This is a genomic window from Flintibacter porci (assembly GCF_041925195.1).
Taxonomy (GTDB): domain Bacteria; phylum Bacillota; class Clostridia; order Oscillospirales; family Oscillospiraceae; genus Lawsonibacter; species Lawsonibacter porci.
Genome location: NZ_JBHEVB010000001.1, coordinates 238,930 through 261,926 on the forward strand (window position 1 = coordinate 238,930; position 22,997 = coordinate 261,926).

The following is a 22,997-nucleotide window of genomic DNA, read 5'->3' on the forward strand; positions in this document are numbered from 1 at the left end:
AAATGTCCTTAAAAGCGCATGGAGTCCACACAGACATCCACAGACTTTACTTCCACGCCGGTGGTCTTGCTGACCACATAGCGCACTTCGCTCATAATGGAGCGGCAGACCGCCATCAGATTCACTCCGTTTTCCACGATGATGTGCAGTTCGATGGAGACGGTACCGTCCTCATTATAATATACCTTTACGCCCTTAGCCATGGACTCCCGCTTGAGCAGGTGGACCAGGCCGTCGGTCTTGGAGCGCACCGCCATGCCCTTAACGCCATAGCAGTTGGTAGCGGCGCTGCCGGTGACAGCGGTGAACACCTCGCTGCTGATGCGGATCTCGCCCAGATCGTTTTGCAGTTTCATAGGTTGGATACCTTCCTTTCGCTGAGGATAGGATTTCACACTGATATAGTCTATATTGTAGTCTATTTTCCTTGGAATTACAAGTAGAATTTGCTGGCTTGCCCCGCCGGTGCGCCTCTCCCTGTTCCGACGCGATTTTTCCAGTATATGGAATATAATGGCTTCCACACACGGCCCGGCGACCGGGTCTTTTACAAAGGAGGAAAGGCTATGGCGGCCAGGGAATCGGTGAAAACCAAACTCAACAGACTGCGCTGGCACTCAAAACAGGGGGAGCCGGTGCCGGTAAACGCCTCGGCGCTGCTGCGCTGGAGCGAGGCGGGCATCCACTTTTTGCTCGCCTCGGTACTGACGGGAGCGGCGGTATTTGAAGAATACGCCCCCTTCGGGGTGGCCCTGGTGGGGGCGGCGGGTTCCGGCACCTGCGGGGCGGCCGCCCTGCTGGGAGCCTTTGGTGGGTATCTCATTCAGCTTGGCTTTGCTGACGGCCTTCGCTATGCCGCCGCGGCCATCCTCACCTTTGCGGTGAGCTTTGCGTTTTATGATGTACAGGCTCTCCGCCGCCCCTGGGCCATGCCCCTGCTGACCGCCCTGCTCAACGGCTGCACCGGGTTTGTCTACCTCTCCCAGGAGGGCTGGCGCACGGTGGACGTCATCTACTTTGCCACCGAGCTCATCCTGTGCGCCGCGGCGGGCTGGTGTTACCGGCAGCTCCTGGCACCCATGCGTGCCGGACGCACCGACACCCTCTCCACCCCCGCCCGCACCGCCAGCCTGCTGTTTCTGTTCTGCTCGGTGCTGCTGGCCCTGGCTCCGGTCTGCCTCTACCGGGATATCTCCCTGGGCCGGTGTCTGGCGGTGACCGCGGTCTTGGCAGTGGCCTGGCAGGGAGGCTGCGCCGCCGGGACAGTGCTGGGCATCTCGGCGGGATTGGCCCTGGATCTGGCCGCCAACGGGGTGCCTATGTATGCCATGGCCCTGGGGCTGGCGGGACTGGCGGCGGGGGCCTTTTCCGGCGGGCGGAAGCTCCGCTCCGCCCTGGCCTATGTCCTGGTCAATGGAGCCTCGGTCCTGTGGACTTGGGACAAGGGGCTGCCCATTTCCATTTTATATGAGGCGTTTTTAGGCTCGGTGATCTTTCTCCTGCTGCCGCAGGTGCCCCTGAAAAAGCTGGGCCGGTGGCTCACCCCTGCCGTGCCCGCCGATCCGGACCAGGCCGCCCAGCAGCGCACCCGCCGCCGCCTGGAGGACACCGCCCACGCCTTCCGCACCCTCTACGAAACCATGCGCTCCTCCTTTCGGCCGCCCCGGAATGACAACGATGTGGCCACCGTCTTTGACCGGGCGGCCTGTCAGGTGTGCCGCACCTGCTCCCTGCGCAGCCAGTGCTGGGAGCGGGGCTATGTGACTACCTTCAACGCCCTCAACGATGCCACCCAGGCCATGGTGGAGCGGGGCCAGGGGGAGCCTGGGGACTTCCCTGCCCACTTTTCCAGCCGGTGCATCCACTTTCCCGAGTTTTTGGCGGCGGTCAACCGGGAGCTCACCGCTCTTCTTTACCGCCGCCAGTACAACAGCCGCATCCAGGAGAGCCGCTGGGCGGTGTGCCGCCAGTATGCCCAGCTCTCCAGCGTGCTGGAGCAGGCCGCCGCCCAGTTGGGAGAGGAATTGATTCCCGATCCGGTGACCCAGCGCAAGCTCCAGGGCCGACTGGCTCTGCTGGACGACCAGAGCCAGGGCAGCGCCTTCCGGGATGGGCGGGGACTTCTCCGCCTGGAAGTGGTAGGTCCTGCCGCGGCCCAGCTGGCCCAGCCCCAGCACTTGGGCTCTCTCATTCAGCTGCTGGGACTGCCTCTCCGGGTGGAGGAGCAGGAGGAAGAGCGTCTGGTTCTCATCCAGCAGGAGCCTCTCATGGCGGTAGCCGGGGTGGCGGCCCGGAAGAAGGACGGAGAGACGGTCAGCGGCGACGGCGGCACCTACTTCAAGCGGGAGGATGGAACGTTATATGTTTTACTGTGTGATGGAATGGGCAGCGGTCTGGCTGCCAATCGGGAGAGCAGTTTGGCGCTGCGGCTGTTGGAACAGTTCTTGCAGGCGGGGGTGGACACGGAGCACGCGCTTACGACACTGAATTCCGCTCTGGCCCTCCGGGGGGAGGAGACGGGGGGATTTACCACGGTGGACCTGCTCCAGCTGGACCTGTTCACCGGCGACGGAGTCATCTTCAAGCTGGGAGCCGCGCCCACCTACGTGAAGAAGGGTGAGACGGTCCGCCGCATCACCGCCGCTTCCCTCCCGGCAGGGCTGGAGCAAGGGAGCGCCGCCGTGCCCGACCGCACCCCCATCCACCTCTCCCCAGGGGACTGCGTGCTGATGATCAGCGACGGCGTGGCAGGACCTCAGGACGACCAGTGGCTGCGGGACCGCTTCCTGCAATTCAAAGGCGATAGTCCCAAGGAGCTGGCCCGGGATCTCATCGCCAACAGTCCTCAGCAGGCCACCGACGACCGCACCGCCATGGTGGTCCGCATTTCTTCTCGTCAGCTTTCTTGAAAGAAATCTCCTACTTTTTTCGAGAAAAAAGTAGGCAAAAAAGCTTTCTGCGAAGCTCCGCTTTCTTGAAAGAAAGCTGGGCAATAAACTTTATGCGAAACTTCGTTTCGCCTCTGCCCCCATAAGAAACAGTTCCGTAGGAGTGACGCTCTGCGCCGCTCCTGCGTTTTTGTTTTTCCACTTCTTTCTGCCCGGCCTCGGCTCCAACCGCTCACTCCATTGATTTGCAGGATATCCTGCATCAGGAAAACAGAGCACGAAGAAAAGTCGCATTTAGACTGTTATATGTGATATACAGGTGAAAACGTCAAAAATTTCATCGTTAAAATGTTGTTAATCTTGCAGGATTGTGCTTTACAACCAGGGAAACAAAGCGTTAAAATGACCGCCTGTGAAGGAAGTGATCGAGTATGAACCTGCAACAAATGATTGCGGTGGGCGTATTCCTGTTGGTGATGGCCGCCATCATCTCGGAAAAAGTACACCGCAGCGTGGCTGCGCTGGCCGGAGCGGTGGTCCTGCTGCTGACCCACGTACTTACCATTGAAACCGCCGCCGACTATGTGGATCTGAACACCATCGGCGTGCTGGTGGGCATGATGCTCTTTGTGGCCGTGGTCAAGAGTTCCGGCCTGTTTGAGTACATCGCCATCTGGTCGGCCAAGCTGACCCGGGGCCAGCCCATGGCTATCCTGGCGGTATTCGCGGTCATCACCGCGGTGCTCTCCGCCTTTTTGGATAACGTCACCACGGTGCTGCTGATCGGCCCCATGACCATTGCCATTACCCAGATCCTGGAGGTCAATCCGGTGCCTTTTCTGCTCTCTCAGATCATGGCCTCCAACATCGGCGGTACCGCTACCCTCATCGGTGACCCGCCCAACATCATGATCGGCAGCGCCGCCGGTCTGAGCTTTGCCGACTTCATTGTCAACACCGGCCCGGTGGTACTGATCATTCTGGCCGTGGTGGTAGCCATCTTTTTCCTCATGTATCGGGGGAACCTCCACGTGGAGTCGGAGAACATGGAAAAAGTTCTCACCCTGGATGAAAAACTGACCATAAAAGATGCTTCCCTTCTGCGGAAAAGTGTTATAATGATCGTACTGGTGGTGGTGGGATTCATCTTCCATGCCCAGCTGGGCATCGAGTCGGCCACCGTGGCACTCACCGCGGCAGGCGTGATGCTGCTCATCGGCGGTCAGGACGCAGAAGACGTGATTCTGGGCGTGGAGTGGTCCACCATCTTGTTCTTCATCGGCCTGTTTGTGGTGGTAGGCGGCCTGAACAGCACCGGCGTCATCGCCATGCTGGCCAACGGCATGCTGGAGCTGGTGGGCGACAATGAGGTGCTGGCCATTGTGTTGGTTTTGTGGGCCTCCGCCCTCATTTCCGCCTTCCTGGACAACATCCCCTTTGTGGCCACCCTCATCCCCATGATCCAGACCATGCAGCAGGGCGGCATGGATGTGCTGCCCCTGTGGTGGGCCCTGTCCCTGGGCGCCTGCCTGGGCGGCAACGGCAGCCTCATCGGCGCCAGCGCCAACGTGGTTCTGGCCGGAGTCAGTGCCAAGAACGGATACCCCATCACCTTTATGAGCTACCTGAAAAAGGGCTTCCCCTTGATGCTGCTGTCGGTAGCCATTTGTACCGTCTATCTGCTGATTCGATTTGCGTGATGGAAAGGGAGGAAGGGTTATGAACCAAAATACCGTAAGTGGTGATATCGTAGATTTAAAGCTCAGTCAGCTGGGCGCCACCCAGATCACCAAGCTGCGCAGCCACATGTACATCGTGGACTTTGCCCTGGAAAACGGCACAGAGATCTCCTATGTCTTCAACATCACCAAGCACGACAAGTACTTTCTACAGCGTATGCGCCCCTACGCCATGGTGCAGGGCAAGTATGCCGACACCAAGGAGATCACCAAGTTTATCAAAGAGGATCTGCGCCGTTTCCGCACCGCGGAGCACAGCAGCAACTTTGAGGAGTTTGTGGACGTCTCCCGCAAGGGTGTGGAACTCTCCCACGAGCTGGAGAGCCTGTTCCTCCACTACAACGTGGACAAGGCCACCCTGGACGAGATGCAGGGCACCCTTACCCGCATGATGCTCCACCTGGAGCAGCTGAAAAAGCAGCTTCCCCCTGTGGAGCCCGAACCCTGCAAGAAAAAAACCTCGGAATCCTGAGCCGCACCGCCGGCTTCGTTCCCCGCGTAAGAGCCAGATGTTCCGTAAGCCGGACCGCCTGAGACAGGCGGCCCGGCTTTTCCATCTTTAAAAAACAGAAAGGAAGGAAAAGTTTTCTTAAAAAACGTCCTCCTTTCTGCGAACTATGCTATAATGACATAGAAAAGAGCGAATCCACCCCAAACCGACCCCAATATCCGCGGCACTTGCCGCCCTATGAGAAGGAATGAGGCGTATATGACCAATCAGGAACTGAACACCCATCAGATCAAGGTGATCGGCCACTGCAACCCGGATACAGACTCCATCTGTTCCGCCATTGCATACAGCCGGCTGAAAAATATGATCGACCCCAACCACCCCTGCAAGCCCTGCCGGGCCGGTCTTCTCAACCGGGAGACCGAGTTTGTCCTCAATTATTTTAGCGTACCCGCGCCGCAGCTCTACACCGACGTGCGCTCCCAGATCCGGGACGTGGACATCCGCCGCATGGCAGGCGTGGACGGCGAGATGAGCCTGCGCAGCGCCTGGGTCACCATGCGTGACCAGGAGATCGACACCCTGTGTGTGGTGGACGAGGAGCAAAATCTGAAAGGCGTCATCACCGTAAAAGACGTGGCCACCGCCAACATGGACGTGCTGGACACCTACATCTTGGCCGAGGCCAAAACCAGCTATCAGAACATCATCGACACCCTGGGCGCCACCGTGGTGGTAGGCGACGTGGAGGGCAAGCGGGTCGAGGGCAGCATCATCATCGGCTCGGGCAGCCCCGAGCAGATGGAGAAGGCCATCTCCAAGGGTGACATCGTCATCGTGGGCAACCGCATTGAAAGCCAGCTCACCGCCCTGGAGATGGATGCAGGCTGTCTGGTGGTGTGCATGGACAGCAAGATCTCCCGCACCATCTGCATGCTGGCCGAGGAAAAGGGCTGCATCATCCTCAGCACCACCTGCAACACCTATGTGGCCGGGCAGATGATCCGCCAGGCTGCTCCCATCCGCCACTACATGGTGCAGAAAAATCTGCTCTACTTTAATTTGAACACCTCGGTGGAGGCGGCCACCAAGCGCATGGCCTCGGTACGTTTCCGCTACTTCCCCATTCTGGACGATGAGGGCAAGTATGTGGGCGTGGTCTCCCGCCGGAACATGATGAACCTGCGGAAAAAGCAGATCATTCTGGTGGACCACAACGAGAAGAGCCAAGCCGTGGACGGCATTGACCAGGCCGAGGTGCTGGAGATCATCGACCACCACCGCATCGGTTCCATGGAGACCGAGGGTCCCGTCTATTTCCGCAATGTCCCGGTGGGCTGCACCTGCACCATCATCTACCAGATGTACCTGGAAAATGCAGCGGAGATCGACCCCACCACCGCCGGACTCATGCTCTCCGCCATCCTCTCCGACACCCTGATGTTCCGCAGCCCCACCTGCACCCCCATGGACGAGCGGGCCGCCCGGGCTCTGGCTGAGATCGCCGGTGTGGATCTGGAGAAGTACGCCGACGCCATGTTTGAGGCGGGCGGCGACATCACCGGCAAGACCGCCGAGGAGGTCTTCCGGGGCGACTACAAGATCTTCACCAGCGGCGAGGTGCGCTTCGGCGTGGGCCAGGGCAGCTACATGAGCCAGAAAAACCGTCTGGCCAGCGAAAAGCTGCTGGGTCCCTACCTGCCCATCGCCCTGGAGAAGCAGGGTCTGGACTTCATCTTCTACATGTTCACCGATGTACGCTCGGCCAGCACCGATCTGCTCATGGCGGGCAAGGGCGCCCAGCGCCTGGTGGAGCACGCCTTCGGCGTGGAGGTCAAGGACGGCATGGCGGTCCTGCCCCAGGTCGTCAGCCGGAAAAAGCAGATGGTCCCCGCTCTCATCAGCGCGGTGAAGCAGGCCATGGAGGAATCCGACCAGCAGAGCGCCGCAGGCTGAACGCACCGGGATTCCCAATACAAATTGGAGTTTTATTGCCATACATAACAAAACGGAGAGGACATAGTCCTCTCCGTTTTCTTCTTTATGGTCAGCCCAGCAGATTGCGCAGGACACCCCAGGCCAGAAAGTAAATAAGCAGGGCCCAGAAAACCCGCTCCTCTCCCCGGCTGGGCAGCTTTTGGCCGGTACGCACATAGCGCACCGCCATGCGCGCCGCCAGCAAAAGCAGCACCGGCAGGGCCAGCAGCAGGGCCGCGTTGGCCCGCCAGGCTGCCGCCACATCCAGGCGCAGCAGGGCCAGACACATCCGGGTCACCCCGCAGCCGGGACACAGAAGGCCGGTCAGCTTCCAGAACGGACAATACAGTGCCCTTCCGATGACAAGGATCAGAACGGTGTAGGCCATTCCTAACCCCACCAGGACCGCACCCCCAATGGCCAGCTTTTTCAGGCGTTCTTTCACAGGGGCTGTACAGGGGTATAGTGGTTCAGCTCACTCTGGATAATGGCGCAGGTAACGATGCTCAGGCCAAAAATATTCAGCACCAGAAACAGAATGGGGAAGGAACCGGCCGGTATATTGTTGCGCATCCGCGCCCGGTCCAGCTTGTCACCCATCTTGTAGCCCCAGTAGATGCTATAAATGCCGCAGGTGATGAGGCTGAGCAGAAATGCCACGATACCCGAGGTATCATACTCCTGGGTCACCTCGTTGACGTCATCGGTAACGCAGACGAACCAGTAGATAAAATAAATACCACACGTAATAATTGAGAGTACAATACATAGGGGAATACTGCGAGGTCGAACCATAGTTGGCCCCTCCTTCTCTGTATCGAAATGGTTTGGATCGAAACCATCATACTATATTCCATGATCCGGCGCAAGGTTAAAAAAGCGGCCGTCCTTCGGGCGGCCGCAAAGAAATATCGATTACAGACGGGACAGGCCGTAGCTGTTGGACAGGGCATCAATTTTAAGACTCTGGGCACACATGGCGCAGTCCTTGGGGGAGTAGGTGGCATATCCGGGAATATCCTCGGGGGTAAAGAGGCTGTAAATGGGGATATCGTCCACCGCATCCAAGGTGCTGAAGCCCGAGGCGATGCCCTGCACCTTGCCGCCGTAGTACTGCACGCACTCCACCGCCCGGCGCACGCTCTTGCCGGAGTTGACGGTGGAGATGAGGATCAGCACATCCTTGCCGGTGACCATGGGAGACAGGTTATCACGGAAGATCAGCTGGCCGTTGGAGTCGTACTCGGGGGTGATAACATTGATGTTTTTATCACTGTTGACGGCAAAACGGTCATTCTTGGTGAGATGACGGGCCAGGAAGGCACCCAGCACCTCGCTGCCGTCCAGACAGACAATGGTGTCCACACCCTTGTCGTAGGCGTAGCGCTGAGCCAGCGTCATGGCGGCCTCCCGGGCCATGGTGTGTTCGTGCTTCATGCGGGTGATGTCGATGTAGTGGGAATTGTGAGAGTGACGGGTGGCAAAGTGGCCTGCAATCACGGATACCTCTACCTTGGGGTTCAGTTTGGACCGGATATTCATAGTGTCGCCTCCAATTCATCAAAGTCGCCAAAAAGCTTTGTACATATTATACTATTCCTTGTGCGAAAAAGCAAGCCGCAATCCCACATTTCTCCATCTCCACACCAGGCTTAGGGGTTGTAAATCCGGGGAAAACGCGGTATAATGACACATTATATTACCGTCTTGCGCCTCTTTCCGGCGCAGACGCGGAGAAATGGAGAGAACAACTATGGATCGCACCACCATTGCCGCCATTTTTGCGGATCAGGAGGCGCTGGGCGGCCAGACGGTCACCGTCTGCGGCTGGGCCCGCACCATCCGAGACATGAAGACCTTTGGCTTTATCGAGCTCAATGACGGCTCCTGCTTTAAGAATCTTCAGATCGTCATGGACGCCAACGTGCTGGACAATTATAAGGAGATCGCCGGCCAGAACGTAGGCGCCGCCCTGATCGTCACCGGCACTGTGGTGCTCACCCCCAGCGCCAAGCAGCCCCTGGAGGTAAAGGCCGACACCATCGCCGTGGAGGGTCCCTCCGCCCCCGACTATCCCCTGCAGAAGAAGCGCCACAGCGTGGAGTTCCTGCGCACCATCCAGCACCTGCGTCCCCGGACCAACCTGTTCTCCGCCGCCTTCCGGGTCCGCTCCGCTACGGCCCACGCCATCCACTGCTTCTTCCAGGACCAGGGCTTTGTCTATGTCCACACCCCCATCATCACCGCCAGCGACTGCGAGGGCGCCGGTGAGATGTTCCAGGTGACCACTCTGGACCTGGAGAACGTGCCCAAGAACGAGGACGGCACCGTGGACTACTCCAAGGACTTCTTCGGCAAGCGGGCCAACCTGACCGTGTCCGGCCAGCTCAACTGTGAGAACTTTGCCATGGCCTTCGGCAACGTGTACACCTTCGGCCCCACCTTCCGTGCTGAGAAGTCCAACACCCAGCGCCACGCCGCCGAGTTCTGGATGATCGAGCCCGAGATGGCCTTTGCCGACCTGAACGACTACATGGACAACGCCGAGGCCATGATCAAGTATGTCATCCGCTATGTGCTGGACAAGTGCCCCGATGAGATCAACTTCTTCAACTCCTTCGTGGACAAGGGCCTGAAGGAGCGCCTGGAGCACGTGGCCTCCTCCGACTTCGCCCGTGTGAGCTACACCGACGCGGTGAAGATCCTGGAGGAAAACAACGACAAGTTTGACTTTAAGGTCTACTGGGGCTGCGATCTGCAGACCGAGCACGAGCGTTACCTCACCGAGCAGGTGTACAAGCGCCCTGTGTTCGTCACCGACTACCCCAAGGAGATCAAGGCTTTCTATATGCGCCAGAACGACGACGGCAAGACCGTTGCTGCCGCCGACTGCCTGGTGCCCGGCATCGGCGAGCTCATCGGCGGCTCCCAGCGTGAGGAGCGTCTGGAGCTGCTGGAGAACCGCATCCAGGAGCTGGGCATGGACCCCAAGGACTATTGGTGGTACTGCGACCTGCGGCGCTACGGCTCCTGCCGCCACGCTGGCTACGGCCTGGGCTTCGAGCGGATGGTGATGTACCTCACCGGCGTAAACAACATCCGCGACGTGGAGCTGCATCCCAGAACCTGGGGCAACGCAGAATTCTAAAAAAACATATCAAGGCCCCTGGCGTGCTGCTGCTTCTTGCAGCTCCACGTCGGGGGCTTTTTTTATGTGTATTGTATTTTGCATCATCAATAAAAATCCCGGAAATCAATCGATTTCCGGGATTTTTGGCACGCCAGAAGGGAATCGAACCCCCAGCCTCGCCCTTAGGAGTATGGCTTGCCACATGATACACGGTTCGGGTGTAACTTCCAATACCTTCCCTTACGCAGAATGACTTGTAGTAAACGAACTTTATGGTGCAAAACGCTCATTCTGACGCACTTTTATGGGTCCATCAGATGGTCCTATTAGCAAACTCTTAGCAGGAGGCCTTCCATGAAGTGCCGATAACTACTAACATTCTACACCCTTTTGTTCAATTTAACAAGGCATAGAATATGGAGGTTACTATGGATAGCAAGGAGAAAAAGCCGCTGCCGGAGCCCCGGACATACACCGTGGAGCAGATCGCAGCCATACTCAACATCGGCCGCACGACCGCATACCAGCTTGTCAAGGAAGAACAATTCAGGATCGTCCGCATAGGCAACGCTATTCGGGTATCGAAGAAATCCTTTGATGAATGGCTGGAACGTCTGGAACTGTAAATATCAACCTGAACGCCGTAGGCATAAAACCCTACGGCGTTTTTTCATGCCCACTTTCTGTTGTCTGCTGAAAACTGTATCAAAAAGGGTGGAAAATCCGCTGTTCCTTCCCCTCTGTGCCACTAACCGAAAGGGGCATGGATGTTTTCCCATGCGGAGGATATCGGAGGGATACAGACGGAGGAAACACCGAAAATCAACACTTTTCAAACCATGAGGAAGGAGGTATCAGGTATGGCAGTTTTCCGCATAGAAAAGACCCGTGATTACACGGTCATGTCAAACCACCATTTGCGGAACACAGACCTTTCCCTGAAAGCGAAGGGCCTGCTCTCCCTTATGCTGTCGCTGCCGGAGGAATGGGACTACACCACAAAGGGCCTTGCTCGTATCTGCAAGGATGGCGTGGACAGCATTTGTGCCGGGGTACGGGAGCTGGAGGATCACGGGTATGTGGTCCGGGAGCGTGTCCGCAACGCAAACGGACAGCTTGGAGCCATTGAGTACACGATCCTGGAACAGCCCCGACCGCCCGAACCTAAACGGGAAAAACCTGAACGGGAAAATCCAGTTCAGGCAAATCCAGTCTTGGGTTCTCCTGTCTTGGGAAAACCTGAACAGGAAAACCCCGACCAATTAAATATAGATATATCAAGTAACCAGATATCAAAAAAAGATTTATCAATTACTCAGCCATCAAATCCTATCCAATCAAATCCCCCTATCCTGACATTTGTGATGTGCTATGAGCTGATACAGCTTGTAACAGAGAAAAACAATATGCACGACGTGGATACCTGGATGTTCTTCAAGTGGATATTCAAAACCTTCTGCGCCGTGCTGATCGTAACCAATACCTGGAATATCGTCATGGCGATCTTCGATGTGGGCCAGAGCGTTGTGAGCAGCAGCGCAGGCGTTATCATCGGGGATACCTCCATTGACGTAAACAGTGTGATAACCGACCTGGAGGCCCAGGTGGAGGCGCTTTCAACAGGTGAATTGTTCGGCCTGTGGTTCCAGTCCCTTTTCGTGGGGCTTACCATGAACGCTCTTTCCATCTGTATCATGCTGGTCATTTACGGCCGCATGATCGAAGTGTATCTGACCACCTCCATAGGGCCGATCCCCCTTGCCACCATGACCAACCGTGACTGGAGCTCCACCGGGCAGAACTACTTAAAATCCCTGTTCGCCCTGGCGTTCCAGGCGTTCCTTATCATGGTATGCGTTGGTATCTATTCGGTCCTGGTCCAGAGCATCGCCACAAGCGGCGATATCTCCGGGGCCATCTGGAGCTGCATGGGCTACACGGTCCTTTTGTGTTTCGCATTGTTCAAAACCGGAAGTCTCTCTAAATCCCTTTTCGGTGCCCATTAAAGGAGGCTTGATACCAGCAGTTTTCCATCCGTCTTGGGCGGATTGCAGATATAGTCGATGGCCGCCTTTAGCGTTGATTTGATAGGATGCGTCTTTGTAACTGCCATATCTGATCCAGCCTTTCCCGTATCTCGTCCATGTCGGCCTGATACGCGGGGTCTCCGGCGTTGAGCCTCTTGGCGATCTGATTGATATTGCGCCCGATGGCGGACAGCTCTGCGGTGAACGCCTTGATATCCGCGGTGTCGGTGTAGATGATATATCCGTCAATCGCCATCTTGCGAAGGTAGGCACCGATCCGCTGTGTGGGGAGCTGAGCCATCTTCTGTTCCATCAGTTCCTTTTCCTCGGCGGTCACATAGAACTTCACCTGGATATTTCGTTTTCGGTTTGCCATCGTGGTATCTCGCCTCTTTTCGTATCAGGGTTTGGGATGTTCCCAACAAGCATTTTTCGGGTTTAGGGGGAGGGTTCCCTAAAGCCAAAAATCGCAAGCGGGTACTCGCTTGCTGTGCTTGCTATCGTTTCTTTTCCCTACTTATAAAGCGTTACGGACACTTGAAAATACCCGCAAAAGAGCAGAAAAAGACGCAAAAAATAGAAGCCACTTTACATCTTCTGTAAAGCGGCCTCTATTCGTCCGGTTTGATCGCTCCGTCAATGGTTGCCTCGATGATCGGCAGGTATTTTTCCGGGCAGAGCTGTAATTTGTGGTTGACCCTCTGGCGCTGTTCGGTGTTCTCCGCAATCAGGGAAGGATTGAAATAACGCTCCACCGGCAGCTTGCAAATCCGTATGAGCTGAAGGACAACGGGCACGCTGGGGACCGTCTGCTCCAACTCGATATTGGCAAGGTAGCGAGGATCAATGCTGACCTGTTCTGCCAATGCCCTGCGGGAGATATTCAGAGCTTCCCTTGCGGCCTTCACATCGGAGCCGAAGGTTTCAAACCCAGGACAATCTTCAATTTTAGCCATATAACATCACCATTTTACATTTTATATTTCGTAGTTTCTCTTGGGAATGATGGTATATGCAGACAACCAACACTTTATAATTCGCACTTTGTTTCTAACATTATTCGAGCAGACGAATTATAATTCTTGTTGGAGGTGCGATATGGATTATATGACTTTGAAAGAGGCAAGTGAAAAATGGGGTGTCACCCCGCACCGGATAAATTATCTATGTTCTGCTGGCCGTATTCCGGGAGCTATCAAAATGGCTACGATCTGGCTGATCCCAAAGAATGCGGAAAAACCTGCTGATGGCAGAAAAAACGCAGCAGTCTTAAGACCATTGATAAAGCGGCGGTTGCCGGGGAACGCATGGCAGAGTTTATACCATTGAGGGTAATACGAGCGATAGCTGCAACAGGTGGGATTATCCTCTCGGCTATTATAAAATTCTCGGCTACGGTATCCCGGCCTATTAAAATAGGTAGCCTCGTATAGACTGCCTACATATTCTCCTGAATCTCTTGCAAATCTGCGGATATTCGTATATAATATATTCTGTATTATTGTGTCGATTAGAAAGGAGATCGTATGAAAGGTTATCTCTCCATACGGGAAACTTCCTACAAATGGGGTATATCAGAGCGCCGTGTCAATCAATATGTGGCACAGGGACGCATCCCTGGTGTAGAGCGCTTCGGGCGCTCCTGGGCGATTCCGGAGAACGCGGAAAAGCCGACAGACCCTCGCATAAAAAACACGAAAGGAGGCGGCAAACATGATTTCAGATGAAACCGCATACCGGCGGTATCTTGACGGAGATCAAAAAGCCGCCGATTTGCTGGTTGAAAAATACGGCGACGCATTGACGCTATACATAAATGGCTATATCAAAGATATTCATGAAGCCGAGGACTTGATGATCGAAGCGTTTTCACAGATTTTTGCAAAAGAGCGTCCGATTGGCGGCGAGGGCAGTTTCAAAGCCTATCTTTATAAAACCGCCCGCAACCTTAGCCTACGGCACAAGAAAAAACGCCGTATCCTTTTCCTAAGCTTTGACGAGCTGGATTTTGAACCGCAAAGCGAGGTACTGGCCGACACAGAGCTGATCCACAGCGAACGCGACCGCCAACTTTACGCCGCGTTGGAAAAACTGAAAGTGGAATATCGCGAGGCGCTGTATCTTGTCTACCTTGCGGATTTAAGCTATCGGAATGCGGCGGAGGTCATGGGAAAAAGCGAGACGCAAATCACACACCTTGTCCATCGTGGCAAGCAGAGCTTGAAAATGATATTGGAGCAGGAGGGATTCACCTATGCGGACGAATGAAGAACGCATCCGGCTGATACATAAAAGGACAGCAGAATTGAATCGGAAAAAGGAACAAAAGAAACGGCGTGTGCTTGACGTGGCCTGCATGGCGACCTGTCTGCTTCTGGTCGTTGGGATTGGCTCATTTATGCCTGGATTGTCGGCGGGCATTGTCGGCGGTGAAGTACACCATGTTTCCGGTGCAGCAAGCCTTGTGGGAAGCCACGCTGCATTGGGTTATATCCTCATGGGGCTGCTCTCATTTCTGCTTGGCGTATGCGTGACGGTGCTTTTGTACCGCCTGCGCCGCAGGAATGAGAGAAAACAACGGGAGAACTTAGACGATGAATTTTGAACTGATTGACAACTGTTTTCAGGTTGCCGTGCTGTTTTGTGCGGCGCTGGTGGCGATTGCAGCGGCGCTCCGGCACAAAGACCGCCGATTCCTGATTCTTGCCCTGTTTGATATCTGCATTTCCATGGGAACGCTCTATTGGGTGTTGCACCTTTTCATTTTTGGCAACGTACCACAGGTTTTCTATGTTTCGGAGTTTTCATGGATAGCGGCGTACCTGTTCCTTCTGTCGTTCCAGATGCTACAGACAGACCGAATAAAGCCGTTGTTTTCCCTGCCATCCCTGGCCTGCGCTCTGCTTACGGCGGCGGTCGTTCTGGCATTTCGGATTTTCGGTCCGTCCTATTTTGTTTCCGCTGCATTTGCCGGGGTCGTATCTGCAATCGTATATCTTGCGGTTTGGCGGCTCCTGCACAGAGATGGGGGGCAGCGGATTGACCGCTGGCTGCTGCTCTGCGTGGGACTGCAGCTTCTCCTGTTTGTGGTGTCCGGCTTTACGCAGGACTACACCCGCTTTAATCTCTACTTTGCCGTAGACATTGCGTTGACACTCTCATTCGTGGCTCTGCTGCCGCTGGCGCTTCGGGAGGTGGCGAAGAAATGATTTATATTGAGAATATTTTTGTTTGCCTTGCCATCCCGCTGGTGCTGTGCATCCTGTTCATGGGCGGGCGCACTCGGACATTCATGCTGTTTATGATTACCGGAATGGGCGTATGCCTGCTGTCTGCCTATGTCAACAGTTTCTTTATGGGACATTATGGTGTCAGTGCCACCGTTGCCGTTGTTGAGATCACGCCGGTGTGTGAGGAAGTTATGAAGTTGCTGCCGCTGCTTTTCTACTTCCTGATTTTTGAGCCAAGGGTTCGGGATTTGCCGGAAGCCGCCGTTGCCCTTGCCGTGGGCTTCGCCACCTTTGAAAATGTGTGCTATCTGACGGAAAACGGCGCGGAAAATTTTGTGTTCCTGCTGATCCGTGGAATTTCCGCCGGAGCGCTGCACATCCTCTGTGGCATTTCCATCGGTTTCGGACTATCTTATGTGTTCCGCCACCGATGGCTGGCGTTTACCGGAACGGTAGGCCTGCTGGGAGCCTGTATCGTGTTCCATGCCACCTATAACCTGCTGATCTCGGGAGGCGGGGGCTGGCGGATCGCAGGCTATTTGTTCCCGTCTATCCTGATTGCGCTTTTATTTGTAGGAAAGCTCCTGCTTCCCAAACTCAAAATCACATTTGAATAACAGCTTTGTGTGACGGGCCGCTCCAGAAATGGAGCGGCTCATATTTTTGAAAATTTTTGAAGAAATTTTCATTTCGGGTGGAAGGATTTTTGATTTCATGTCTTTTAGGAAATAGAGGGGTTGAAATTCCCCCGAAACATCATACGAAGGGAGGGTATTGGATGACCGGTAAGACAGAAACCCGGGTGCGGGAGATCGGGCGCAGGACACGGCAGTACCGAAAGCGGTATGAAACCCGGCTACTTTCCTGCCTGACAGCGTGCAGCCTGTTTCTTCTCGCCGGTATCGGCGTTCTTTTCAGAAGCATACAGACATCGGGCGTAGCGTCGGTAGCGGATGGCTACGGCGGGGTGCTGCTGCAGGACGGCGCAGGGGCGTATGTCATCGTTGGCATTGTCGCTTTTGTCATTGGCGTGTCTGTGACCGTACTCTGTATCCGACTGAAAAACAAATCAACAAACCGTACAGGCAGTACGGAAGAAAGCGAGGACGAAAGAAAATGAGAAAACGGATATTGAGCCTGCTGCTCTGCGTCGTAATGCTCTTTTCCCTCTGCCCTCAATCGGCGCTGGCCGTAGGGAACGAGCAGACGGGCGGCGTTACCATAGGCACAAGTGGCTTGTGCGAACACCACCCGGAGCATGACGCGGATTGCGGCTATAGCGAGGGGACGGCAGGAACATCTTGCGGCCATGAACACACGGAGGATTGCTATGTGGAAGTAACCAACTGCGTCCATGAGCATGACGAGGACTGTTACCCAGCGGGAAGCGTTTCCGGCAATGAGGCGACGCCGTCCGGCGCACAGAAGCGGGAGCCGGAGAACTGCCCTCACATCTGCGACGAGGAAAGCGGGTGTATCACAAAGGAATTAAATTGCCATCATGAGCATGATGGCGAGTGCGGCTATTCTCCGGCAATCGAGGGGACGCCCTGCGGGTATGTCTGCGAACTATGCGGCGGTGAGGATAACGGCGAAGCCGGAAAACAGCCGGAGGCAGAGTGTATCTGCACGACCCTCTGCACCACGGAGGCCATAGAGGAAGATTGCCCTGTGTGCGGCGTGGAAAATGCTGACCTTACGCTATGTGAGGGAGAAGCGAAAACGGCTACCCCGTCCAATGCGGAGGCCATCACTGTGGCACTGGCGGCAGACCCAGTGACAGATGTGTCCTATCTGGGCGAAACCGGCACGTCGCAGACCTGCGCCAGCGCCACGGAAGTGACCAGCAGTGACACCGGATGGACAACCGGCTGGTATGTGGTGCAAGGCACAGTTGAGATCGGTAGCCGTGTCACCGTCAGCGGTGATGTACACCTGATCCTGACAGACGGCTGTACTCTCACAGTTAACGGCGGCATTCAGGTGCAGGACGATGACAACGATATCACCAACGGCAGCGCCAACGCCCTGACCATCTACGCCCAGTCCACGGATAAAAGCACCATGGGCAAGCTGATCGCCAAGGGTGCTGAACACGACTACAATGCGGCCATAGGAGGCAACGAAGGCAACAGCTACGGCGGCAGCGGCGGCGCCATCACCATCAACGGCGGCTACGTCGAGGCCACCAACACAGACGGTGCGGGCATCGGCGGCGGCTTCGGAGACTACGGCGGCAGCGGCGGCACCATCACCATCAACGGCGGCTACGTCGAGGCCAGCAGCCAATTCGGCGCAGGCATCGGCGGCGGCGAGGGCGTCAGCGACGGCGGCAGCGGCGGCGAGATCACCATCAACGGCGGTTCTGTCATCGCAACCGGCGTCAACGGCGCGGGCATCGGCGGCGGTCAGGGCGACGGCGGCGGATACAGCTACGGCGGCAGCGGCGGCACCATCACCATCAACGGCGGTTCTGTCATCGCAACCGGCGTCAACGGCGCGGCCATCGGCGGTGGATACAACGGCGGCGGCGGCACGGGCGGCGACGGCGGCAAGATCACCATCACCGGCGGCAACACCACTGCCAGCGGCTACTACTGCACGGCCATCGGCGGCGGCTTCGGAGACTACGGCGGCAGCGGCGGCGAAGTCACCATTACCGGCGGCACCGTCACCGCCACCGGCAACGCCAGCGGCCAAACCTTCAGTTCTAGTGCTGCGGGCATCGGCGGCGGCAGATACAACTTCTCCAGCGGCAGCGCCGGCACCTTCCAGACCAACAACGGCAACGCGGTGATCTTCGCAAGTTCCATTGGCGACCAGAGCGGCAAGACGTCGAATGCGTGGCACGGCATCATCTTTGAGGGCGACGAGGGCAAGGTCTATGGGAATCCGACGCTGGCGGACGACCTGACCATTCCCGAGAATAAGGCGTTGGATATTCCCTCGGGCAAGACCCTGACCGTTAACAGCAAAATTACAGTGCAAGGTACGCTGACCAACAACGGTACTATTTTCGGCTCCGGCTCCATTACGCCGGAAGAGAAGAAACTGACCTATAAGGAATTCCCCGGTGCCCCGGTGATTGATTCCGTAAGTGCAGACAGCATTACGCTCCGACCCATCACCGGTGAAACGGCTGTGGAATACAGCAAGGACAATACAAACTGGCAGAGCGAAACAACCTTCAGCGGCCTGACTGCGGCCACAAGCTACACCTTCTACGCCCGGTATCAGGAGAATGGTTTTTACAAGGGCGCCTCGCCCCAGAGCGGCGGCAGTACTCCCACATACATCGCCTACTACGACGGCCCGGCAATCGTGATCGGCACTGACGGGATTTCCGGCTATTCAGATGACGGCGGTTATCATTTTATCTATTTTGGTAATTGGGAGGCCCCGGACAGCAACACCACTTCCGGCCCAATCAGATGGCGGGTGCTGGATGACCAGACCAACACCGGGGAAAGCGGCCTCTTCCTGCTGTCCGATGTGCTGCTTGGAAAGGGCTCAGGGGGCGGAGTATATTTTGATAACACAAGCCGATTCAGCAACGCATGGCAGGGCAGCAGCGCACAGGCATGGTGCAGGGATTTTGCCGGAGAATCGGGCGCGGAAAGCAATGTAAATGACGCTTTTACAGCAGGTGAACTGGGCGCGATTTTGGTAACTTCTAAAAGCGATGCCGAATTTGACAGTGAACACCACACCTTTTGTGCTTCCGAGAATATTTTAAGCGGTGACAGGGTATTTTTCCTGTCGGCAGAAGAAGCGGAAAACGACGAGTATGGATTTACAGATGACGCCGCGCAAGTTGCCAATTATGGCACGAGTGCGGGCGGATGGTGGCTTCGTTCTTTTCTTAATGAACATGACCTACCTTTCGCGGGTAGAATTGGAGACCGCGGCGGGGTGGGTGAAGAGGGCGTGATCAATCCTTGGGCGGCTCGCCCCGCTTTTAACTTAAATACGAGCTCTGTCCTCTTTACCTCCGCCGCCGCAGGCGGCAAAGCGGATACCGCAGTGGACGAAAACTTAACTGCCGTCGGCACAGGCACAGGGGAATGGAAACTGACGCTTTTGGACAACAGCAGAAAAAGCTTTACTGCCTCCGCAGGCACAGGCACGGCCTTAATGCAGAAACCTGGATATTCCGATTGGACGGTAAGCATCGACTATTCCGGCGCACCAACAGGTGCGAACGAATATGTTTCCGCAATGCTCGCGGGCGAAAGCGGCACGCCCCTTTACTATGGGCGGATTGTAAGTAGCAGCGCTTCCGGTACGGCAAGGGTAACGATCCCCGCCGGTCTTGCGCCGGGCAGCTATACCCTCAAAGTGTTCAGCGAACAGTATAACGGGGATAAACAGACCGACTATGCAAGTACCTTTGAAAATATCAATCTTACCGTTGGGTATAAAGAGCAATTTTCCCTCGCTCCCGGCAGCACCTATTATTTTGACCTTTCCGGAGCGGACATTCCGGGCGACAAGAACGGCAGCTTGCCGGACGATTCCCTTCATTGGGTGCCCTTCACCTACGCAGGCACCGTAAACGCCTATGTGCTGAAAAGCCGTTCTGCCAATGACAACACCGCAAAAGGGGATTCAGCAAATGCGGCAGGCAGCACAGACCCCGACAACCCCATTGGCTACACCTATGACCACGGCCTGTTTATTGCGGACTACAACGTGACCCGTAGAGCCGACTGGAATAACCTGAATAGGCATAACCTGATTTTTGGCAAGGCCTACACCAGCAGCGGCGTGGACTACACCCTCCGCGTGCCCTCGGCGGGGAGCAGCGGCACCGCTTCGGGCGGCACCCCGGCAAGCAACGAGTGGGACGCGATTTTGGACAAAGCGAACCAAAACTATCAGGATAACACGGTCGGTTATATCAAAAACTGGAACGGTATGGATTCCTGGGGGCAGGATACCCAGGATGGTCCCGATCCTGACTGGAACCGTGCGACGCGCGGGTCCTTTACAGCCCGCTCCTGGCAGTTTGACCTGAAACTGTCTCCAAGCGTCGGTTTCCGTCCCGTGCTTGAACTCCCATCCTCTGACACCCTGGGCTCTGACGGACTGAAAGCCATTACTCTTGACCTGAACGGTGGCAAGATCGGCGGCAGCTCCGATGATATTCAAATCATTGTGAAAAACGGCAGCGCGTTTACCGCTCCTGCGTCCGACGGTCTGACCCGCCCGGACGGAGATACCGGCAGTTACTTCATGTGGCTCGACGGCAATGGCAACTCCTACGTGCCCGGCGCCAGTGTTCCGGCTACCGTGACGGAACTGACGGTGCAGTGGTCAGCCCCAACCTACACCGTGACGCTGAACGGCGTTAACTCCGACGCGACCGGTGCAGGTAACTACGCCGTGGGCGTTACCGTCAACATCTACGCAAGCATGAAATCTGGTTACAGCTTCAACGGTTGGACTTCTGATAATGTCACCATCACCAACGCCAACAATAAAAACGCCAGCTTCATCATGCCTGCGAAGGATGTTGCCGTGACTGCAAACTGGACGAAGAACAGCTCCGGCGGCACAGGCCATATCTACTACACCATCAAGGCAACAGCCGGTGCGGGCGGCACCATTTCTCCCTCCGGCAATGCCGCCGTTCTCTATGGTAGGAATAAAACTTTCACCATCACGCCGGACAATGGTTACGCCATTGCCGATGTGAAGATCGACGGCCAGAGCATTGGTGCGGTAAAAACCTACACCTTTGAACGTGTCAAGGGCGATCACACCATTGAGGCGGTCTTTATGAAAGCCACCGGCAATCCGCAGACCGGCGTTGACGTTCCCTTTACCGATATTTCGGAAAACGACTGGTTCTATGCGGACGTAGCCTATGTCTATGCCAACGGCCTGATGGCTGGCACTAGCATGATCACGTTCAGCCCAAACGTGACCACCACCCGCGGCATGATTGTAACCATCCTGTACCGTTTGGAGGGCGAGCCTACCCTCTCCGGCATCTGCCCCTTTGATGATGTGAAGTCCGGCTCGTATTACGAGAAGGCGATCACCTGGGCAGCGGCCAAGGGTATCGTCAGCGGCTATGGCAGCGATCTATTCGGGCCGGATGACCCCATCACCCGCGAGCAGATGGCGGTTATTCTGTTCCGCTATGCCCACTACAAGGGGCTGGATGTCAGCGCGGGCGAGGACACCAATATCCTCAGCTACAACGATGCACTGGATATTTCCGAGTATGCGTTCCCTGCCATGCAGTGGATCTGCGGCGAGAGTATCCTGAACGGCAGCGACGGAAACCTGATGCCCCGGGGCAGCGCCACCCGCGCACAGGTAGCAGCGATCCTGCACCGCTTCTGTGAGAACATTTTGAAGTAAAGAAATACGGCTGAAATCAGGCCGCTGCACAACTTTATCACGAGAAACGACAGCGCAGCGGACGGGTAAAACCGAACGCTGCGCTGCTGCTTTTTCTTCACACGAAACTTTATCGACATTTTCAGATACGCCGCACTTCAAGCGGCAGGAGACTTTACGAATGAAACGAACCAAAGAAATCATACGCCTTGCAATCTGCACTGTTGCCGTGGTGCTGACGCTCTCCGTTTCGGTGCTGGGATGTAACCAGAAAGAACCGGACACACCAACAAACCCGACGCAGGAAAGCTCGATCCCCACAGAAGGCACCGAAACATCTGCAACCACCGATGCGCCAGAGACCACACCTCCCGGCGAAACCATCCCTATCGTGGACAGGCAGGCCAAGCTTGCTGACGCAAAGGAAAATAACACAGATATCGTGGCATGGCTGTATATCCCCGGTGCGGATGTTGACGATCCCGTGGTGCAGGCTGAGGACAACGGATATTATCTACATCTGGACGAAAACGGGAATTATGCTGTGTGGGGCTGCTATTACGCAGACTGCCGCAACAGCTTTGAAGGGCGGGATGGTCTGGACACCAACACCGTCATTTACGGCCACTCCGCAAGCAACTGCGATGCAGAGAGCGGACCGAAGTTTACGAAGCTGCACCGATATATGGATGCGGCCTTTGTAGAGGAAAACCCGTATATCTATCTTTCCGTAGATGGAGAGGATTTGATTTTTCAGATTACGGCCTGCTTTATCACGGATGTATCCTTTGACTATATCGACCCCAATCCGACCGGAACCGATCTGACGGATTTCTTTGAGACCGTGGGGCGGAAAAACTGGCTGGATATGGAGGGCATCACTTTCTCCGAAGGAGATCAGATATTGACCCTTTCCACCTGCTGCCGTAAGTATGACACCAACTGGACAGGAAATATCCGCCTTGTTGTCATGGCGAAGCTGCTGCCGGAGAACGCAGCTACACAAGATATTAGCGTAAGCGTTGTAAGCAATCCGGAAATGCCCTGACCTGATTTTATCCAAAGACGCGCAGATAATAATTCCGCGCCCCCGCTTATATTCATGCACGAAAAAAGCGGCTGCTGGGCAGACGATTTCCCACGCCCAAATGATTTTGCCCGTGGCGGCTTTGATTTTCAGAGCCGCCGTTTCTTTTTGTCTGTC

20 protein-coding genes and 1 pseudogene are annotated in these 22,997 nt (G+C 55.9%); 15 read left to right on the forward strand and 6 right to left on the reverse strand.

The genetic code is table 11. The annotated features are described in order from the left end of the window. Window positions 1-8: 8 nt before the first annotated feature. The gene (locus ACEVJL_RS01095; RefSeq protein WP_008981184.1) at window positions 9-356 is read right to left on the reverse strand and encodes an Asp23/Gls24 family envelope stress response protein; all 348 of its coding nucleotides are present in this window, start codon (window positions 354-356) and stop codon (window positions 9-11) included. Window positions 357-566: 210 nt separating this feature from the next. Between ACEVJL_RS01095 and ACEVJL_RS01100 the strand changes: the two genes are divergently transcribed. The 4 genes from ACEVJL_RS01100 (at window position 567) to ACEVJL_RS01115 (ending at window position 7,034) form a co-directional block, all read left to right on the forward strand. Then, window positions 567-2,909, forward strand: a complete 2,343-nt coding sequence (locus tag ACEVJL_RS01100) for a SpoIIE family protein phosphatase (protein ID WP_374736618.1) — start codon at window positions 567-569, stop codon at window positions 2,907-2,909. Between the two features lie 410 nt (window positions 2,910-3,319). Further along, entirely contained in the window at window positions 3,320-4,588 is a 1,269-nt protein-coding gene (locus tag ACEVJL_RS01105; RefSeq protein WP_110442172.1) for an ArsB/NhaD family transporter, read from the forward strand. A 19-nt stretch (window positions 4,589-4,607) separates the two neighbouring features. Then, entirely contained in the window at window positions 4,608-5,099 is a 492-nt protein-coding gene (locus tag ACEVJL_RS01110) for a hypothetical protein (protein WP_008981181.1), read from the forward strand. Window positions 5,100-5,336: 237 nt separating this feature from the next. After that, window positions 5,337-7,034, forward strand: coding sequence for a putative manganese-dependent inorganic diphosphatase (locus ACEVJL_RS01115; RefSeq protein WP_374736619.1), 1,698 nt, complete (start codon window positions 5,337-5,339; stop codon window positions 7,032-7,034). Between the two features lie 91 nt (window positions 7,035-7,125). Here the strand turns inward: ACEVJL_RS01115 and ACEVJL_RS01120 are convergent, their stop codons facing one another. The 3 genes from ACEVJL_RS01120 to ACEVJL_RS01130 form a co-directional block, all read right to left on the reverse strand. Next, on the reverse strand, window positions 7,126-7,443 hold the full coding sequence (locus ACEVJL_RS01120) for a DUF2752 domain-containing protein (RefSeq protein ID WP_325207101.1): 318 nt from the start codon (window positions 7,441-7,443) through the stop codon (window positions 7,126-7,128). Between the two features lie 53 nt (window positions 7,444-7,496). Beyond that, window positions 7,497-7,850, reverse strand: a complete 354-nt coding sequence (locus tag ACEVJL_RS01125) for a DUF4234 domain-containing protein (protein WP_374736620.1) — start codon at window positions 7,848-7,850, stop codon at window positions 7,497-7,499. 120 nt (window positions 7,851-7,970) lie between these two features. Further along, entirely contained in the window at window positions 7,971-8,597 is a 627-nt protein-coding gene (locus tag ACEVJL_RS01130; RefSeq protein ID WP_374736621.1) for a type I phosphoribosyltransferase, read from the reverse strand. A 211-nt stretch (window positions 8,598-8,808) separates the two neighbouring features. Between ACEVJL_RS01130 and asnS the strand changes: the two genes are divergently transcribed. The 3 genes and pseudogenes from asnS to ACEVJL_RS01150 form a co-directional block, all read left to right on the forward strand. After that, window positions 8,809-10,203: an asparagine--tRNA ligase gene (gene asnS / locus ACEVJL_RS01135; protein ID WP_374736622.1), complete on the forward strand. Its 1,395-nt coding sequence runs from the start codon at window positions 8,809-8,811 to the stop codon at window positions 10,201-10,203. Between the two features lie 410 nt (window positions 10,204-10,613). After that, window positions 10,614-10,811 (forward strand): helix-turn-helix domain-containing protein, encoded by a 198-nt coding sequence (locus ACEVJL_RS01140; protein ID WP_374736623.1) that lies wholly within the window; start codon window positions 10,614-10,616, stop codon window positions 10,809-10,811. A gap of 723 nt (window positions 10,812-11,534) precedes the next feature. Next, a pseudogene (locus ACEVJL_RS01150) lies at window positions 11,535-12,191 on the forward strand (VirB6/TrbL-like conjugal transfer protein, CD1112 family); the annotation flags it as partial. A 67-nt stretch (window positions 12,192-12,258) separates the two neighbouring features. Here the strand turns inward: ACEVJL_RS01150 and ACEVJL_RS01155 are convergent. Then, entirely contained in the window at window positions 12,259-12,588 is a 330-nt protein-coding gene (locus ACEVJL_RS01155; RefSeq protein WP_374736624.1) for a plasmid mobilization protein, read from the reverse strand. 235 nt (window positions 12,589-12,823) lie between these two features. After that, window positions 12,824-13,168: a helix-turn-helix domain-containing protein gene (locus ACEVJL_RS01160; RefSeq protein WP_374736625.1), complete on the reverse strand. Its 345-nt coding sequence runs from the start codon at window positions 13,166-13,168 to the stop codon at window positions 12,824-12,826. 142 nt (window positions 13,169-13,310) lie between these two features. Here ACEVJL_RS01160 and ACEVJL_RS01165 point away from each other — a divergent pair, with 142 nt between their 5' ends. The 8 genes from ACEVJL_RS01165 (at window position 13,311) to ACEVJL_RS01200 (ending at window position 22,841) form a co-directional block, all read left to right on the forward strand. Continuing rightward, window positions 13,311-13,541 (forward strand): helix-turn-helix domain-containing protein, encoded by a 231-nt coding sequence (locus tag ACEVJL_RS01165; RefSeq protein WP_374736626.1) that lies wholly within the window; start codon window positions 13,311-13,313, stop codon window positions 13,539-13,541. A 384-nt stretch (window positions 13,542-13,925) separates the two neighbouring features. Next, window positions 13,926-14,480 carry an RNA polymerase sigma factor gene (locus tag ACEVJL_RS01170; protein ID WP_374736627.1) on the forward strand — a complete coding sequence of 185 codons (555 nt, stop codon included), beginning with the start codon at window positions 13,926-13,928 and terminating at the stop codon, window positions 14,478-14,480. Beyond that, on the forward strand, window positions 14,467-14,817 hold the full coding sequence (locus ACEVJL_RS01175; protein WP_374736628.1) for a DUF4179 domain-containing protein: 351 nt from the start codon (window positions 14,467-14,469) through the stop codon (window positions 14,815-14,817). Before ACEVJL_RS01170 ends, ACEVJL_RS01175 begins: the two co-directional genes overlap by 14 nt. Further along, window positions 14,807-15,421 (forward strand): hypothetical protein, encoded by a 615-nt coding sequence (locus tag ACEVJL_RS01180; RefSeq protein ID WP_374736629.1) that lies wholly within the window; start codon window positions 14,807-14,809, stop codon window positions 15,419-15,421. The genes ACEVJL_RS01175 and ACEVJL_RS01180 overlap by 11 nt, the downstream gene beginning before the upstream one ends. After that, window positions 15,418-16,059 (forward strand): PrsW family glutamic-type intramembrane protease, encoded by a 642-nt coding sequence (locus ACEVJL_RS01185; protein ID WP_374736630.1) that lies wholly within the window; start codon window positions 15,418-15,420, stop codon window positions 16,057-16,059. The genes ACEVJL_RS01180 and ACEVJL_RS01185 overlap by 4 nt, the downstream gene beginning before the upstream one ends. A 161-nt stretch (window positions 16,060-16,220) precedes the next feature. After that, the gene (locus tag ACEVJL_RS01190; RefSeq protein ID WP_374736631.1) at window positions 16,221-16,562 is read left to right on the forward strand and encodes a hypothetical protein; all 342 of its coding nucleotides are present in this window, start codon (window positions 16,221-16,223) and stop codon (window positions 16,560-16,562) included. Beyond that, window positions 16,559-21,814, forward strand: coding sequence for an S-layer homology domain-containing protein (locus tag ACEVJL_RS01195; RefSeq protein WP_374736632.1), 5,256 nt, complete (start codon window positions 16,559-16,561; stop codon window positions 21,812-21,814). The genes ACEVJL_RS01190 and ACEVJL_RS01195 overlap by 4 nt, the downstream gene beginning before the upstream one ends. A 160-nt stretch (window positions 21,815-21,974) precedes the next feature. Then, window positions 21,975-22,841, forward strand: coding sequence for a class B sortase (locus tag ACEVJL_RS01200; RefSeq protein WP_374736633.1), 867 nt, complete (start codon window positions 21,975-21,977; stop codon window positions 22,839-22,841). Window positions 22,842-22,997: the final 156 nt, after the last annotated feature.

Excerpts from the sequence above, each read along its gene's own strand:
- ACEVJL_RS01105 (WP_110442172.1), top strand. The coding sequence starts at position 3,320 with ATGAACCTGCAACAAATGATTGCGGTGGGCGTATTCCTGTTGGTGATG.
- ACEVJL_RS01185 (WP_374736630.1), top strand. The coding sequence starts at position 15,418 with ATGATTTATATTGAGAATATTTTTGTTTGCCTTGCCATCCCGCTGGTG.
- ACEVJL_RS01125 (WP_374736620.1), bottom strand. The coding sequence starts at position 7,850 with ATGGTTCGACCTCGCAGTATTCCCCTATGTATTGTACTCTCAATTATT.
- ACEVJL_RS01190 (WP_374736631.1), top strand. The coding sequence starts at position 16,221 with ATGACCGGTAAGACAGAAACCCGGGTGCGGGAGATCGGGCGCAGGACA.
- ACEVJL_RS01120 (WP_325207101.1), bottom strand. The coding sequence starts at position 7,443 with ATGGCCTACACCGTTCTGATCCTTGTCATCGGAAGGGCACTGTATTGT.
- ACEVJL_RS01095 (WP_008981184.1), bottom strand. The coding sequence starts at position 356 with ATGAAACTGCAAAACGATCTGGGCGAGATCCGCATCAGCAGCGAGGTG.
- ACEVJL_RS01130 (WP_374736621.1), bottom strand. The coding sequence starts at position 8,597 with ATGAATATCCGGTCCAAACTGAACCCCAAGGTAGAGGTATCCGTGATT.
- ACEVJL_RS01165 (WP_374736626.1), top strand. The coding sequence starts at position 13,311 with ATGGATTATATGACTTTGAAAGAGGCAAGTGAAAAATGGGGTGTCACC.
- ACEVJL_RS01115 (WP_374736619.1), top strand. The coding sequence starts at position 5,337 with ATGACCAATCAGGAACTGAACACCCATCAGATCAAGGTGATCGGCCAC.
- ACEVJL_RS01110 (WP_008981181.1), top strand. The coding sequence starts at position 4,608 with ATGAACCAAAATACCGTAAGTGGTGATATCGTAGATTTAAAGCTCAGT.
- ACEVJL_RS01160 (WP_374736625.1), bottom strand. The coding sequence starts at position 13,168 with ATGGCTAAAATTGAAGATTGTCCTGGGTTTGAAACCTTCGGCTCCGAT.
- asnS (WP_374736622.1), top strand. The coding sequence starts at position 8,809 with ATGGATCGCACCACCATTGCCGCCATTTTTGCGGATCAGGAGGCGCTG.
- ACEVJL_RS01195 (WP_374736632.1), top strand. The coding sequence starts at position 16,559 with ATGAGAAAACGGATATTGAGCCTGCTGCTCTGCGTCGTAATGCTCTTT.
- ACEVJL_RS01155 (WP_374736624.1), bottom strand. The coding sequence starts at position 12,588 with ATGGCAAACCGAAAACGAAATATCCAGGTGAAGTTCTATGTGACCGCC.
- ACEVJL_RS01175 (WP_374736628.1), top strand. The coding sequence starts at position 14,467 with ATGCGGACGAATGAAGAACGCATCCGGCTGATACATAAAAGGACAGCA.
- ACEVJL_RS01170 (WP_374736627.1), top strand. The coding sequence starts at position 13,926 with ATGATTTCAGATGAAACCGCATACCGGCGGTATCTTGACGGAGATCAA.
- ACEVJL_RS01200 (WP_374736633.1), top strand. The coding sequence starts at position 21,975 with ATGAAACGAACCAAAGAAATCATACGCCTTGCAATCTGCACTGTTGCC.
- ACEVJL_RS01100 (WP_374736618.1), top strand. The coding sequence starts at position 567 with ATGGCGGCCAGGGAATCGGTGAAAACCAAACTCAACAGACTGCGCTGG.
- ACEVJL_RS01140 (WP_374736623.1), top strand. The coding sequence starts at position 10,614 with ATGGATAGCAAGGAGAAAAAGCCGCTGCCGGAGCCCCGGACATACACC.
- ACEVJL_RS01180 (WP_374736629.1), top strand. The coding sequence starts at position 14,807 with ATGAATTTTGAACTGATTGACAACTGTTTTCAGGTTGCCGTGCTGTTT.